Below are 17,008 nucleotides of genomic sequence, written 5' to 3' on the forward strand. Positions count from 1 at the left end.
TACAAAAAATAACAAAATAATAAAAAAAAGTAAAAACCATATAAATATAAAACATAAAAATCATCAGGGGGATATGAAAATGAATAAAAAAATATTATCATTAGGTCTAGCAGTATCATTAATCTTGGTAAACTTCAAAAGTGTAAATGCATCATCAGTAGTAGAAAAAATATATGGCAAAGATAGATATGAAACAGCAGCAAAGATAGCTGACAAACAAACTTATGAAACAGTTATTTTAGTAAATACAGAAAAATCTCTTGCAGATGGATTAAGTGCAAGTGGGTTGTCAGGTGCAACAAAAGCACCAATATTATTTACACAAAAAAATAAGATACCAACAGAGACAAATAAGTGTCTAAAAAATATCAAAAAAGCATACATAATAGGTACAGAAGATACTATAAGTAAATCAGTAGAAAAAGAGCTAGATTCTAAACATATAGAAGTAAAGAGAATTGGTGGAGAAGATAGGCTAAAAACAAGTTATCTAATAGCTAAAGAAATAGCAACTATAAAAAAGGTGGATAAGGTACTATTAACTAATGCCTATAGTGGAGAAGCAGATGCTATGAGTGTATCATCAGTAGCTACTAGAGATGGTGTTCCAATTATACTTACAGATGGAAAGAGTGTGCCTTTTGATGTTAAAAGTGTACAATCATATTGTATAGGCTCAGAAGAAATAATGAGTAGTGCTCTAGTTAAAAATACAAACTCAGTAAGAATAGAAGGAACTGACCGATTTGAAACCAATGAGAAGGTAATTGACTATTTTTATAAAAATGTAGATAGGTTCTATGTATCAGATGGCTATCAATTAGTAGATGCTATAGCAGCTGCACCATTGACTAAAGATTTTCCAATGGTATTAGTTAATGATGGTAGTAGTAAGCTTGTATTAGAAGGAGCTAAACATATAACTTCTATAGGAGAGTTAAGTAATAAGGTAATAGAAGAATGTATAAGTGCATCAAAATCAAATGGGCAATCTCCAACAATCACAATAGGAGCTACAGAGATATATAAAGGGGAAAAGTTTGATACTAGTAAGTTGAATATAGTAGCTAAAGATAACACTGGGAAGGTTTTACCAATAGAAATTGATGGATTTATAGATACAAATAGAGTAGGTACATATATATTGACACTAAAGGCTACAGATGAATGGGGAAAAAGCACAGAAAAAAGGGTAGAAATAAAAGTGCTAGATGATAAAACTCATGATTATAATAGTCAAGAATTTAAAAAGATGGTGTCTACTGAAATGTATAACCTAATTAATTCTTATAGAAAAGAAAAAGGAAAAGATTCTTTAGTAGTATCTAGTAGGCTAGAAGGAATGGCAAATGCATGGTCTAAGTATATGATGGATAAAAAAGTTTTTGCGCATTATATAGATGGGAAAAATGCTCCACAAGTATTTTCTGAATTTGGAATGAGAAGTGAAGAGAATATAGCATATATTTATATTAATTCTAAGAGTGTTCAAACGACTCAAGATGCTAAAGATATGGCAAAGACTATATTTGAAGTGTGGAAGAAGTCTCCTGAATACAATACAAATATGCTTAGTGATGATTTTTCTAGTACTGGATTTGGACTTTATATATTATCTGATGGTCAGGTACATGCTACTCAAGAATTTTTAAATGGTAATGAAGGTAGTTTGTAAAAAACTACCATAAATCTTGTTTTTTTATTAATTTACTGATATCATAAAATTTAAAATCACATCTAAAGTACTTTTTGTAGTCTATTTTGTTATTGCTTTATAGGTTATGGTATTTTAGGTGTTTTTTATTTTAGACATTTATAAATTTTAAGGGAATAACTACTGAGGATGTAATTTATAATGAGTTGAATTATTAAAAGATTGGTAGGAGGAGTTTTATGAAGGTAAATAAGAGAATATTATCAATAGGATTGACAGTATCATTAATAATGGCAGGGGCAATAAATATCAATGCATTTTCAAGTATAGAGAAGATACAAGGGAAAGACAGATATGAGACTTCTGCATTTATAGCAGATAAACAAATATATGATACAGTCATATTAGTAAATACTGATAATTCTATAGTAGATGGATTAAGTGCAAGTGGATTATCAGGGGTTGCAAAAGCGCCAATAATGTTGGTACAAAAAGATAAGATACCAGCCTATGTTGAAAAAAGATTAAAGGATGTTAAGAATGCTTATGTTATAGGTACAGAGGATACTATAGGTAAATCTGTAGAAAATCAACTTAAGAATAAGGGGATTGATGTTAAGAGAATTGGTGGAGAAGATAGAATAAAGACTAGCTATCTTATAGCAAAAGAGATTTCTACTATTAAGCCAGTTAATAAAGGTGATAAAGTATTTCTTGTAAATGGGTATACAGGTGAGGCTGATGCAATGAGTGTATCTTCTGTTGCAGCTAGGGATGGTGTGCCTGTGATACTTACAGATGGGAAGAGCATACCCTTTAAGGTTGATGATGTTCAATGTTATTCTCTTGGGTCAGAAGAGATAATGAGTAATGAACTTGTAAGTAAGACTAATTCTGTTAGAATTGCTGGTAAGGATAGATTTGAGACTAATAAGAAAGTTATACAACGTTTTTATAAAGGAACAAAGAAGTTTTATGTTTCTCAAGGGTATAAATTAGTTGATGCTGTGGCAGGTTCTCCATTGGCTAAAGATAAGCCAATAGTACTTGTTAATGATGGTAGTGATAAGAGTGTGCTTAGAGGTGCTGATGAAGTTACTTCTTTAGGTGGAATGGATAAGAAGATTGTTGATCAATGTGTTAGTTCTGCATCTGATAAAAATACATTGCCTATGATAACTGCTAATAATGTTGAGATTTCTGTAGGGGATAAGTTTGATAATAGTATGTTAAATATAGTTGCTACTGATTATTATGGAAATGATTTAAAGCCTAATATTGAGGGCAATGTGGATACTAATAAGGCAGGAACTTATGTCTTGAAAATAAGTGCTTATGATAATTTTGGTCAAAAGTGTGAGATTAGTGTAAATGTCAAGGTAATTGTAAATACAAATACAAAGGAACCAAATAGTTATGAGTTTAAGGCAATGGTTTCTAATGAAATATACAATCTAGTTAATTCTTATAGAAAGGAAAAAGGTAAAAAGCCTTTGAAAGAATTGGAATCTTTGACTGGAATGGCAAATGCATGGTCTAAGTATATGTATGAAAAGGAAATATTTGCTCATGAAATTAATGGGAAAAATGCAGCTGAGGTATTTTCTGGTTTTGGAATGAGAAGTGGTGAAAATATTGCATATCTACCTATGAATACTAAATCTGTATATGGAGATAAAGAGGCAAAAGAGATTGCTAATTCTATCTTTGATTTATGGAAAAAGTCTTCAAAATATAATGATAATCTGTTAAAAAGTGAATTTTACAGTTTCGGATTTGGTATGTATGTATCATCAAATGGTGAAGTACATGCTACAATGGAGTTTCTAAATAGTTAATTTAAAATTAAAAAAATAATTTTAAAATAAAAATAATTTTAAAATAAGATAATTTGTAAAAAAATAGAAAAAAATGTTGGAAAAAACTTCTGATAATTTTGTATAACTTATTGAAAATTTATTTTATATAGTCTATCATAGAGATGTGAGAAATATTTGGATCAATATGAACATGAAATTTTAATGTACATAATAAGAGATGTAATTTAATATAATGTTGGGAGGAATTTTTAAATGAAGAAAAGAAATTTAGCAATGGCTATGGCAGCTGTTACTGTAGTAGGTTCCGCTGCTCCAGTTTTTGCAGCAGGTTCAGATGTAATTGAGTTAGAAAGAGGAGCAAGCTATACAGTAGCAAGTTCTAAGGGAAGTGACTTAGTAAAAGATATAATAGCAGCTCAAAATACAGCAACTGGTGCAAAAGTATCAGGTGTAGAAATAAAGTTTTTTGATGCAAATAAAAAAGATGGTAATACTACAAACCCTAAACCAATATATTCAGCTCAAAATGTTTTAAATGCCACTAATGAAGATTATGTAAAGACAACTTTAAAAGGGTTAGCTTCAGGAGAATATGCAGATATAGTACTGACATATGATGATAGTTCTGATAAAGTTAAAATCAGAGTTGTATCAGCAACTGAAAAGACAGAAATTGTATCAAGTGATGCAAAAGATACTGCAAAATCTATAGCTGAAAAGTATGTATTTAATGATGATGATTTAGAGAAAGCTTTAGATAAAATAGGTAAGCCTGATTTTAGTAAAACAGATAGTTATTATGAAGTAACTCTTTACCCAGAAGGTAAAAGATTACAAGGATTTTCATCTTATTCAGCAACAAACTACAATAAGAATGATTCTTTAAATAGTGGAGAAGCTTATGGTAATACTCCAGTAATATTAACAGTTAAATCTACTAGTAAAAGTAATTTAAAAACTGCTATAGAAGAATTACAAAAACTAAATGCAAGCTATTCAAATACTACAACTTTAGCTGGCGATGATAGAATAGAAACAGCTATAGAGATAAGTAAAGAATACTATGGAAATGATGATGCAGATGATGTTGTAAAATCTGTTGATAATATTGTATTAGTTGGGGCTAATGCTATAGTTGATGGTTTAGTAGCAGCACCTTTAGCAGCTGAAAAAGATGCTCCATTATTATTAACTTCTAAAGATAAATTAGACTCAAATGTTAAATCTGAAATAAAGAGAGTTTTAGACTTAAAAACTTCAACAGCAGTAACTGGTAAAAAAGTTTATATAGCTGGTGGAGAAAATAGTGTTTCTAAAGATGTAGTGAAAGAATTAGAGTCAATGGGATTAAAAGTTGAAAGATTCTCAGGTGATGATAGATATGAAACTTCATTAGAAATAGCTGATGAAATTGGTTTAGACAATGATAAAGCATATGTAGTTGGTGGTACTGGATTAGCAGATGCTATGAGTATAGCTTCTGTAGCTTCTACTAAGTTAGATAGTTCTGGTGATGTAGATCCTAATGGAAAGGTTACTCCAATAGTAGTTGTAGATGGAAAAGCTGATAAAGTATCTGATGATTTAGATAGCTTCTTAGGAAGTGCTGATGTAGATATAATAGGTGGATTTGCAAGTGTTTCTGAAAAAATGGAAGAAGCTATAGCAGATGCTACTGGTAAAGGTGTTACAAGAGTTAAAGGTGATGACAGACAAGATACTAACTCTGAAGTTATAAAAGAATATTACAAATCAGGTACTGCAATAGGTGATAAAACTACTGGAATATCAAACTTCTTTGTTGCTAAAGATGGATCTACTAAAGAAGATCAATTAGTTGATGCATTAGCAGTAGGAGCTGTTGCAGGTGCTAAATACGCTCCAGTTATATTAGCTACTGATTCATTATCTTCTGATCAATCTGTTGCTATAAGCAAGGTTGTAAAAGAAACTGGATCTAAAGACTTAACTCAAGTTGGTAAAGGTATAGCTACATCTGTTGTTAAGAAAATAAAAGATTTATTAGATATGTAATTTAATTATTATATATTTATATAATAAGGCTTCTCGAAAGAGAAGTCTTTTATTTTATAAAAAAAAACAAAAGAGAAACTCATCTGAGTTTCTCTTTTGTCTTTGTGTGAGAAATACTTAAATAAGAAAGATGTTTTATTTATTTAAGTACAATCATTATACTATACTTAAAAAAAAATGTCTACTTATACATAATTTTAATGTATAATAGTATTTGAAAAACAAATAAGGAGGAAAACTATAAATGACAGTTTTAGATAGAATTGTAGATAAGTCAGATGAGCTAGAAATTAAAGTACTTAATTATATAGTTGATGATATAGATACTCTAGAACCCAAAATGGAATCTTTAAGTGATGATGAGCTAAAAAATATGACAAGTATATTTAAAGATAGATTAAAACAAGGAGAAACTTTAGATGATATATTGCAAGAAGCTTTTGCAGTGGTTAGAGAAGTTTCTAAGAGAGTACTTGGAATGCGTCAATACAGAGTTCAATTAATTGGGGGTATAGTACTACATCAAGGCAAAATAGCAGAAATGAGAACTGGTGAAGGTAAGACACTAGTTGGTGTTGCCCCTATATATCTAAATGCTCTTTTAGGAAAAGGCGTTCATGTAGTTACTGTTAATGAATATCTAGCACAAAGAGATAAAGAAACTATGCAAGCAGTTTATGAGTTTTTAGGTTTAAGTGTAGGAGTTATTACATCAGATTTATCTCCAGAAAATAGAAAAAAACAATATAATTGTGACATAACTTATGGTACAAACAATGAGTTTGGATTTGATTATTTAAGAGATAATATGATAACTAATAAATCTGAAAAAGTTCAAAGAGAGTTATATTATTCTATAGTAGATGAAGTAGATTCAATTTTGATAGATGAAGCAAGAACTCCACTTATAATTGCTGGTAGTGGAAAAGAAGACACTAAGCTGTATGAACTTGCAAATGCCTTCATTAAAACTTTAAAAAATGAAGATTATGAGGTAGATAAGAAAGAAAACACTGTATGTCTTACACAAACAGGTTTAAGTAAAGCAGAGTCTTTTTTTTGTATAGAAAATATAACGCATATAGATAATATAGAGATTTACCATCATACAAATCAAGCATTAAGAGCACATAAATTAATGGAGAGAGATGTCGAGTATGTTGTTAAAGATGAAGAAATACAAATAGTGGATGAATTTACTGGAAGGATATTAGATGGAAGAAGATATACAGATGGTCTTCACCAAGCTATAGAGGCAAAAGAAGGGGTAAAGATTAAAGATGAGTCTAAAACATTAGCAACAGTTACTTTTCAAAATTTCTTTAGATTGTATGAAAAACTTTCAGGGATGACTGGTACTGCAAAAACCGAAGAAAGCGAATTTGAATCAATTTATAAGTTAAATGTTGTTCAGATACCAACAAATAAGCCTGTTATAAGAGCTGACTTACATGATAAAGTATTTAAAACAGAAAATGCAAAATATAATGCAGTTGTAGAAGAAATAATAAAGATAAATAAAACTAAACAACCAGTATTAGTGGGTACTGTTTCGATAGAAAAATCAGAAATGCTTTCAAGTATGTTAAAAAAGCGAGGAATAAAGCATGAAGTTCTAAATGCAAAACAACATGATAAAGAAGCTGAAATTATATCAAGGGCTGGAAAATTAGGTTCTGTTACTATTGCAACTAATATGGCAGGTAGAGGAACAGATATAGCCTTAGGTGCAGGAGATAAAATTGAAGAAGAAAAAGTAAGAAATATTGGCGGATTATATGTTATAGGAACTGAAAGACATGAATCAAGAAGAATAGATAATCAACTTAGAGGTCGTTCTGGACGTCAAGGAGACCCAGGAACATCTAGATTCTTTGTTAGTTTAGAAGATGAAATGATAAAATTATATGGTGGAAAAGGAATTGAAAAGATTTTAAAAAGAATGAATGCCAAAGATGAAGATGCAATTGAGAGTAAATCATTATCTAAAGCCATAGAAAGAGCTCAAAGAGGAATAGAAGGAAAGAATTTTGAGCAAAGAAAAAATGTACTTAAATATGATGATACTATTAATGAACAAAGAAAAGTTATATATGAGGAAAGAAATAGAGTTTTAAATGATTTAAATATATCTGAAGATATACAAAAAATGGTTAGAGAAATAATAGAAGATACAGCTAAGAGATATTTATCTAATCAAAGAGATTATTATAGTTACTTTAAATCTTTGTATAATGATTTTATGCCTCCAAACACATTGTTGATTCCAGGGGTAGATAAAAAAAGTGTAGATGAAGTTGTGCAACACACATATGAAATATCCAAAAGAGTTTACGATATTAAAAAAATGGAAGTTGGCATAGAAAAAATAGAAGAATTAGAGAAGAGAGTTTTATTGCAAGTAGTTGATACTTATTGGATAGACCATATAGATGCTATGGATCAACTAAGACAATATATAGGACTTAAGTCATATGCGCAAAAAGATCCATTTAAGGAATATGCTTTAGAAGGATATGATATGTTTGAAGAATTAAATAGAAAAATAAGAACAACAACAGTTCAATATTTGTATAAGTTTGATTAATTAAAAATAGTTTTTTAAAATTATTTTTAATTATATCAAGTAATAACGTATGACTTAGTTATTTAACTTAGAAAAAAGAAGCTATATTTAAAATAATAATTATTTTAAAATATAGCTTCTTTTTGTGTGAGAAATACGGAAAAAAGAGATGATTGAAATTTCTTTCTTCCTTTTAATATTATACTATAAAGAGTATTAAAAGTCTATTAGTTATAAGTGGTAAAATTAAATAAAATTACAAAATTGTTACTTTTATGTATACATAAATATATGACAATATTTTACATGGAAAAAAATGATTAATTTTTGTATAATGAAATAAAGATTCTAATAAAGCCAGAGTTATCATATACATTGAAATAATATTATATTTATATTATAATTTATAGATAATAAGTAATTTTAAAAATATAAATAGAAATATACATAATTCATAATCTAAATAAAGTTTGTCCATACAGTATCAAAGATTTTAATGTTATGTATGATGATTCTGGAATATTGAAATTTTTATAATTACAATTTATATTAACACTTAAGTTTTTTAATAAGTAAGAGCATTAAATGAAATATATTAGAAATTGAGGGGAGTACAACTTATGAATATACCAAAAAAAATTATATCGTTATTGACAATAACAATAATGTTAAGTGGATTATCTTTAAATACAGTGAATGCTTCAACAAAGGAATCTTTAGTTGGTAGTGGGAGATGGGAGACTGCTATAGAAATAAGTAAAAATGGTTGGGAAAGTTCAAAAGAAGCAGTATTAGTCAATGATAGTTCAATAGCAGATGCATTATCAGCAACACCTTTCGCAAAAGCTAAAAATGCTCCAATTTTATTAACACAAAGTAATAGTCTGGACACAAGAACTAAAGCTGAATTAAAAAGATTAAATGTATCAAAGGTTTATTTAATAGGAGGAAATGTTACACTAAGTTCTAATTTAGAAGATGAGTTGAAAAGTATAAACATCAACTCAGAAAGAATATCTGGAGATAGTAGATATTCTACTTCGTTAGAATTGGCTAAAAAAATAGATAGTATAAATACTATTTCTAAAATTGTTGTTGTAAATGGTCAAAAAGGTCTAGCTGATGCTGTAAGTGTTGGAGCTGCGGCAGCTCAAGGAAATATGCCTATAATACTTTCAGATACTACTAATGGAACTAGCACTTCAAAAGATTTTATAAGTAAACATAATATAACAACGTCTTATGTAATTGGTGGTACTAATTCTGTATCTGAGGACATTAAAAATTCGCTTCCTAATGCTAAAAGAATTTCTGGAGAAAATAGAAACCAAACTAATGCAAAAGTTGTAGAAGAATTTTACAAGGGTACAAATTTAAAAAATTTATATATAACTAAAGATGGTATGAAAAAACAGGGTGACTTAATTGATTCGCTAGCTGTTGGTGTTTTAGCTGCTAAAAATAGTTCACCTGTTCTTTTGGCAGGGAGTAAATTGGACTCGGTTCAAAAGGATATACTAGATACCAAAATTTTTGATAAGATTACACAAGTTGGTGGAAATGGAAATGAAGATGTATTTAAGTCAATACAAGATATTCAAGAAGAAACTAAGTACACAGTTGAAACGATTGCTGAACTTGATACAGCTATAAAGAAATCAGATGCTAATGATATTATAAGATTTAAAAATGATGATAAAATAACTGGCTCAATTGATATAAGTACAAAAAAAGCGATAACAATTGAATTTAATGGATTATATAGTGGGAAAATGAATATAAATATGCCAAATGGAGATATGTATAATTATGGAGATATAAGTGGACAGATAGATATTAAAGATATAAAAGCTGATACTTTAGTAAATGAGGGAACAATTAATGATATAACTATATATGATCCAAATGGTTGCAAAATAGAAAATGAAAAAGATGCTGATATTTGGAAAATAACATTATTGGATACATCTAAGAATACTTATATAAATAACAGTGGAACAATAACTAAAATTGTTAGTGATGCATCAAATACAACTATAAAAAATTCAGGAAAAATTGATTCAATAAGCGGAACTAAGTCACCTGCAGTAAGTGGTAATCAAGCTAATGATGAAAATATAAAGGATAGTGATGACAAAGAAGCAGGAGGAATATCTGTATATATAGATTCATGTTCTCCTCCAAAAGAAGGTAAAGTAATGCTAAGAATACCAAAAGAACCTAAAAATTCTAGTTATAAGATATATTATAGAATAGTGAAATCCAGACCATCTGCAATGAGTGTAGGAGATACTATCTCAAAAAATAGTTGGACTCAAGTAACTACTAGAGATTCATTTATGATTAGTGCTCCAGATGGATATTATGTAGAAGCTGTAGAAATCTATGATTCTGATAGAAAGGTAAGTAAGTGGGGAAGATCAGGAAGTATAGATGATGGATATAACAATACAACTTCATCAGCAACATTAAGAAGTTATAAATAAAATATTAGTCTATATAAATTAATAAATGTTTTTTAACTGTTAATTTCATGAAGCTATAGAATATGTATAATCTAAAAATAAGTTATATAAACCTGTTACAATAAGTAATTTTAATTATTGTGAAGTCATTATATAGCTTATTTTTATGAAAAAGTATAGCAATAAATTTAAGGCAAGTATATTGTTTTTGATATAAAACTTTTAAAATTATTATTCAATAAAGTTTTAATAATTTCAAAAGTAGTGTATACTCATTTTATGGAGATTTTTAGTGAAATAAGAATGAATAAGGAGGAAATAGTAATTTGAATATAACTAATAAATGTGTTTTAGGAATATCTGTTTTAGCAATTTTGAGTTTTGGATTTTCAGCATTCCAAGGTAACGCTCAAATTGCTGAGAGAAAAAAGGATTATAATATATATCTTGAGGCTAATTCTGACAAGGAAGATGTAAAAAGTTCTTTAGACAAAATAACTGAATTGGAAAAAAAATATGGTGAAAGTGATGCTTTAAGTTTATCTAAAGTTGAGTTATATAAAAAAGAAAAGGATTATAAATCTTTACAGAATGAAATAGAGAAGGTTTATAATAAATATCCACAAACAAGAAAAACAGTATCCTTTATACTTTTGTACTCTGAAGTAGCATTGAAAAATGGAGATAAAGAATTAGCAAAACAAATGATTACAGAAGCAATTCAGTTAGGAGCTCAAGACAATTATAAAGATAGAACAGATAAGGTTTTATCACAATTAAAGTAAAAGGAGAAAGATATGTTAGATAAATATTATAATAGAGGAAAAATTGAACAAGTAGATAAAATTATTTTATTTATTTTATTAGCTATGATGTGTGTTATTCCAATGATAGTCCATAGCTATGATTTTACAAATTATAGCCCAATTTTTACACTATCAATATATTCTTCAGGGCAAAGAATAGAAATATTTAACTTTTATAAGACAGCAGTACTTTATTTGGGAACATCGATTGTTTTTCTTTTTTTCATGTACAAAATAGTATTTCTTAAGGAAGAATTAAAAAATAGAAAAATAAACATATTATTACTTATACTTACAGTAGGTGTGATCTTTTCAGTTATCGTTTCAGATTATAAAGATATAGCTCTATTTGGTAATGTTGATAGATTTGAAGGTGCATTAGCTTGGTTTTGTTATATAATTATATTTTTTGTTTTATATAATATTAAAATAGATGTAAAGAGTTTTAAGCTGTTTTATTTTGGATTATTCCCATTTTTGATTATAAATCTATTTTTAGGTTTATTTGAATTTTTTGGAATAAATATTTTAGATTACAAAATTATTAAATTGATTCTTGGTGGTGGTGAATTGTCAGGAACTTTTTGGACAACTTTGTACCATTATAATTTTATGAGTGGTATAGCATCCGTTATTTTTGGAGTAAGTTTACTTTATATGTTACTTGAAAAAAATACAAAACTAAAAATATGGATACTATTGGGTGAAGTAATTTCTTTTACAATGATATTAACTTCAACTTCATCAAGTGGATTTATTACTATGATAATATCAATTCCTATTATACTAATTTTAGCATGGCGATTTGCAGATAAGAAAGATTTGTATATATGGACTGGAGTTACTTTTATTATAAATTTAATCATATATGTAGTGTTGAATTCATTTAATTCTACAATTTATGAAGAATCATTCTCTATGCTTGGTAAGTTAAATAGTATCTCTATACTTATAATTCCAGGATTAATTTTAATAATTGTTGCCCTTTTAATGATTATGAAATTCGTAAATAAAAAGAAATTTTTTAATTATACAATGATATTATTTGTAGGATTTATATCTATAGGATTAATACTATTTTCATATAATCTAGAAAAAGAGAATAAAGCTATAGAAGCAAATCCAAATTCAACTATAACTAAAATTTCAGATTCTAAAATTTTTCAAAAAGTTAATGAACTGAGTACTGATAGATTGAATATCTGGTCTAAGACAATAGAGTTGATTGATAATCCAATACTAGGAAATGGGTTTGATACCCTACCATATAAAATATTAAGTGAAGGTAAACATGGTACTCTTAACTCATTTGGTGATACTATAGATAAACCGCATAATTGGTATATGACAGTACTTTATGGAAGTGGTGTTGTTGGTCTAATAGGTTTGATTGGTACAATATTAGTTTTAATAAAAGGATCATTTTATAGTTGTGTTGATAGAGTAGAAAATAAATATTTATATATATTTACTATAGGTGTATTAGCATATGCAATACAAGGTATGTTTAATGATAGTTTTGCAGGCACATCTGTTATTTTTTGGATATTTGCTGGATTAGTAGCTAATCAGATATTAAAAACTGAAGATATGAAAAATGAATCTTAGTAACTTTTATTTATGAATTTAATTTAGAGGAGATAGAGTAAATTATGAAAGTAAAAATAGCATTAATTTCAGAAGCATTAGGAGGAGGAGTGAGAAGACATATAATCGATCTTATGGAAAATCTAAATAAAGATAAATTTGATATTTATTTTCTATATAACTCCCATAGAGCGGATGATATAATGCAAGAAAAGATTCAAAATTTAATGAATTTAGGTGTTCATTTGGTAGAAATTAAGAATCTAAGTAATAAAATAGGTTTAAGTGATATTTTTGCACTTAAAAATATTTATAGAGAGTTAAAAAAGATAAATCCAGATATAGTACATTGTCATAGTTCAAAAGCTGGGGCAGTAGGTAGAATTGCAGCTAAGTTTATTGGAGTTAAATTTATATATTATACACCACATGCATATATTTTTCAAAATACTAAGTTATCTAGAATGAAAAAAGAAATATATATATTCATAGAAAAAATTTTAAGTAGATATTTTACAACTAAAACTATAAATGTTTCTGTTGGTGAGAAAAATTATGCGTTAAATTATAATATAGATAAAAAGGATAAATTTATTGTAATTTATAATGGTGTTAAAGAAAATTACAGTATAAGTAATATTTTGATTAAAAATAAATTAAAGAAAGAATTTGATGTGGATAAAGAAAGTATGGTTGTAGGTGTTGTATCAAGAGTTGATGAACAAAAAGATCCTAATACATTTATCAATATAGCTAAATATACATTAAATAAATATTCAAATGTAAAATTTATTTATGTTGGAGATGGTGATTTATATAAATCTATGAAAGAATGTGTATTACATGAGAGATTAGAAGAAAAAATACTATTTACAGGGTTTAGAAAAGATACAGAAGATATACTGAGTATTTTTGATATAGTGTTGACTACATCACTGTATGAAGGTATGCCATATGTGCTAGTCGAATCTCTTGCTTCCTCCTTACCAATTATTGCTACAGATGTTATTGGAAATAATGAAATAGTTGTTAATAATAAAAATGGGTTATTATTTGAAGTTGGTAATCATATTCAAGGATTTGATTGTTTGGAAAAATTGCTTGAAAACAAAAATATGATTAAAAGTATGAGATTAAAATCTTTGGAAATATATGAAGAGAAGTTTACTTTGGACATAATGATGAATGAATATGAAAAATTATATAATATCAATTAATATAATTGAAATACAGTAAAGAATAGGTGTGTGTATGAATAAATTAAAGATAATGTTATTAGGTTTTTATAAGTATAAAGATCTTTTATACGAACTTGTAACAAGAGATATTAAAATTAGATATAGACGTTCAGTTTTGGGTCTTTTATGGACTATATTAAATCCTATTTTAATGATGTTAGTAATGACAGTTGTATTTTCACAATTATTTAGGTTTGAAATTGAAAATTATCCAATATATTTTTTTGCTGGGAATATATTATTTTCGTTTCTAACAGAATCTACAACAAATTCTTTGCATTCTATGATAGAAAGTAGTAGTTTAATTAAAAAGGTTTATATACCTAAATATTTATTTCCTTTATCAAAGGTAATATCTAGCTTAGTGAATTTATTTTTTTCATATGTTGCTATGATGATTGTAATGATTATTACTAATGTACCTTTTAAGGTTACCATGTTGCTTTCTCCAATATTAATTTTATATATTAGCATGTTTGCGATAGGTTTAGGTCTTATTTTATCAACAATGATGGTATTTTTTAGAGATATAGCACATTTGTACAGTGTAATAACTTTATTATGGATGTATTTAACACCAATTTTTTATCCTGTATCTATATTAAAGGAAAAAACTACTTTAGCATTAACATTGAATCCAATGTATCATTTTATAACCTATTTAAGAGAACTTGTACTATATGGAACTATTCCAAGTTATCAAGATAATATTATTTGTTTTTTAATTGGATTAACATTTTTAATATTTGGATTGTTTGTTTTTTATAGAAAACAAGATAAATTTATTTTATATATATAATGAGGTGTTTAGTTTTGGAAAATATTATTGAAGTTAAAAATGTTTCTATGATGTTTAATAAAAGCCCTGAAAAAATTGATAATATTAAGGAATATTTTGTTAGATTATTAAAAAAGCAACTTATGTTTGAAGAATTTTGGGCTCTTAAAGATTTATCATTTTGTATAAAAAAAGGAGAAGCTGTTGGAATTGTAGGTTTTAATGGTTCTGGAAAAAGTACAATTTTAAAAATTATTGCTCAAGTAATGAAACCAACAGTAGGAATTGTTGAAGTTAAAGGAAATGTTGCACCATTAATAGAGCTTGGGGCGGGTTTTGATGTAAATCTTTCTGCGAAAGAAAATATATTCTTGAATGGAGCAGTACTTGGATATAGTAGGAAAGATATGAAGAGTAGATTTGAAAGCATTATAGATTTTGCGGAACTTTGGGATTTTGTTGATACTCCATTAAAAAATTATTCATCTGGTATGGTAGCTAGACTAGGTTTTTCTATAGCTACATCAATTGTTCCAGATATACTTATTGTAGATGAAGTTCTAGGTGTAGGAGATTATAAATTTCAAGAGAAATGTCAAAAGAGAATGAATGAGATAATTTCAAATGGAACAACCGTTATTTTTGTTTCTCATACAATTGATCAGGTTAGAGAACTATGTAATAAAGTAATATGGCTTGAAAAAGGAACTTTAAAAATGATTGGAGATACAAAAGAGGTATGTGATAGATATATGGGCATATCATAAGGAGTTGAATATATGTATGAATATAAAATTAGTGTAATAGTCCCAATATATAATGCAGAAAAGTATATAGAACATGCAATTTCATCACTTTTAAATCAGAGTATAGGTTTTGAAGTTCTAGAAGTAATTTTAGTAGATGATTGTTCTACAGATAGAAGTGGACTTATTATAGATAAATATGCAAATAGATATGATAATATAAAAGTAATACATTTGGAAAAAAATAGTGGATTGCCAGGAAAACCAAGAAATAAAGGTTTAGAAATTGCAACATGTGAATATGTAATGTTCTTAGATCAAGATGATTTTTTTGATCAAAATGCATGTGAGATATTATATAATAAGATTGAAGATACTGATGCTGATGTAGCATTTGGTTATTATAACTATGTTAATGAGGAAAATGTCACAATTGATAGAAACCCAATATCAGATAAATATGTAAATTATTTAAATGATGATAGTTCTGATTTTGAAGTGATTGAATTAAAAGATAAGTTAAATTTTGTTATTCCATTATTTAATAAGATATATAAAAGAGAATTAATTGAAAAAAATAATATTAAATTTCAAGAATCTGTTTTAGGAGAAGATAGAATATTTGCTTGTGAATATTTTATGTTATGTGAAAGAATTGTATATGAGAATGCTTTGATTTTAAATTATAGATTGAGAAATAAAGGAGAAAAGTCAACCAGTCAAAATATGAATGTTAACTTTTTCTTAAGCGTAATGGATTCATATAAATTAATGTATAAGGTATTTTTAAAGTATGATATCATTGAGCATTTTAGAATTGTTTTTGATGAATGTGTAGAAGATATTGTTTTTAGAATATTAGCCTCAAGATTAGATGACAAAGAATTGATTTTAGTAATAGAAAATTTATATAATCTAATTAATTATGTTGAAGTATATACTTATAATAAAAAATTTGTATATATTAATCTGATTCTTGATGAACTGTTAAAAAAAGAATTTAATAATGTAGTTAATATATTAAAAAAAATTATACCATTATATGAGAAGTTAAATGACTCTTATATCGGAAATGCATGGATAAATATTCAATTATATAATGGAAATAATGAAATAACTAATCTTTTGAAAATAATAGATTGTATGAAGAAAGAAAATACAACCTTAGAAGAAGAAATTATTGAGCTTAAAAATATAAATTTTGAATTAAAGAAAAAATATTTGAAAATAGAAAAAGATATTAACGAAATTGTTAATACAAAGACTTATAAAGTTATTAAAAAATTTTATGCTCTTTTTAAGTAAACATGTTAT

General features: G+C 27.1%; 11 protein-coding genes. All 11 read left to right on the forward strand.

The annotated features are described in order from the left end of the window. Positions 1-73 precede the first annotated feature (73 nt). The 11 genes from JJC01_05295 (at position 74) to JJC01_05345 (ending at position 16,999) form a co-directional block, all read left to right on the forward strand. A complete protein-coding gene (locus JJC01_05295; protein UDN59278.1) occupies positions 74-1,675 on the forward strand; it encodes a cell wall-binding repeat-containing protein in 1,602 nt (533 codons plus the stop codon). A 218-nt stretch (positions 1,676-1,893) separates the two neighbouring features. Continuing rightward, positions 1,894-3,492 carry a cell wall-binding repeat-containing protein gene (locus tag JJC01_05300; GenBank protein ID UDN59279.1) on the forward strand — a complete coding sequence of 533 codons (1,599 nt, stop codon included), beginning with the start codon at positions 1,894-1,896 and terminating at the stop codon, positions 3,490-3,492. Between the two features lie 234 nt (positions 3,493-3,726). Further along, positions 3,727-5,508 carry an S-layer protein SlpA gene (slpA, locus tag JJC01_05305; GenBank protein UDN59280.1) on the forward strand — a complete coding sequence of 594 codons (1,782 nt, stop codon included), beginning with the start codon at positions 3,727-3,729 and terminating at the stop codon, positions 5,506-5,508. Between the two features lie 244 nt (positions 5,509-5,752). Continuing rightward, a complete protein-coding gene (gene secA / locus JJC01_05310) occupies positions 5,753-8,095 on the forward strand; it encodes a preprotein translocase subunit SecA (GenBank protein UDN59281.1) in 2,343 nt (780 codons plus the stop codon). A 599-nt stretch (positions 8,096-8,694) separates the two neighbouring features. Then, the gene (locus JJC01_05315) at positions 8,695-10,560 is read left to right on the forward strand and encodes a cell wall-binding repeat-containing protein (GenBank protein UDN59282.1); all 1,866 of its coding nucleotides are present in this window, start codon (positions 8,695-8,697) and stop codon (positions 10,558-10,560) included. Positions 10,561-10,865: 305 nt separating this feature from the next. Continuing rightward, entirely contained in the window at positions 10,866-11,324 is a 459-nt protein-coding gene (locus tag JJC01_05320; protein ID UDN59283.1) for a hypothetical protein, read from the forward strand. Between the two features lie 12 nt (positions 11,325-11,336). After that, positions 11,337-12,953, forward strand: coding sequence for an O-antigen ligase family protein (locus JJC01_05325; protein ID UDN59284.1), 1,617 nt, complete (start codon positions 11,337-11,339; stop codon positions 12,951-12,953). A gap of 44 nt (positions 12,954-12,997) precedes the next feature. Beyond that, positions 12,998-14,149, forward strand: a complete 1,152-nt coding sequence (locus JJC01_05330; protein UDN59285.1) for a glycosyltransferase family 4 protein — start codon at positions 12,998-13,000, stop codon at positions 14,147-14,149. A 34-nt stretch (positions 14,150-14,183) separates the two neighbouring features. Continuing rightward, positions 14,184-14,969, forward strand: coding sequence for an ABC transporter permease (locus tag JJC01_05335; GenBank protein UDN59286.1), 786 nt, complete (start codon positions 14,184-14,186; stop codon positions 14,967-14,969). Between the two features lie 14 nt (positions 14,970-14,983). Then, positions 14,984-15,715: an ABC transporter ATP-binding protein gene (locus JJC01_05340; protein UDN59287.1), complete on the forward strand. Its 732-nt coding sequence runs from the start codon at positions 14,984-14,986 to the stop codon at positions 15,713-15,715. A 12-nt stretch (positions 15,716-15,727) separates the two neighbouring features. After that, positions 15,728-16,999: a glycosyltransferase family 2 protein gene (locus JJC01_05345; protein ID UDN59288.1), complete on the forward strand. Its 1,272-nt coding sequence runs from the start codon at positions 15,728-15,730 to the stop codon at positions 16,997-16,999. The last annotated feature ends 9 nt before the right edge of the window (positions 17,000-17,008 follow it).

It is taken from the genome of Clostridioides sp. ES-S-0010-02 (assembly GCA_020641055.1).
GTDB lineage: Bacteria > Bacillota > Clostridia > Peptostreptococcales > Peptostreptococcaceae > Clostridioides.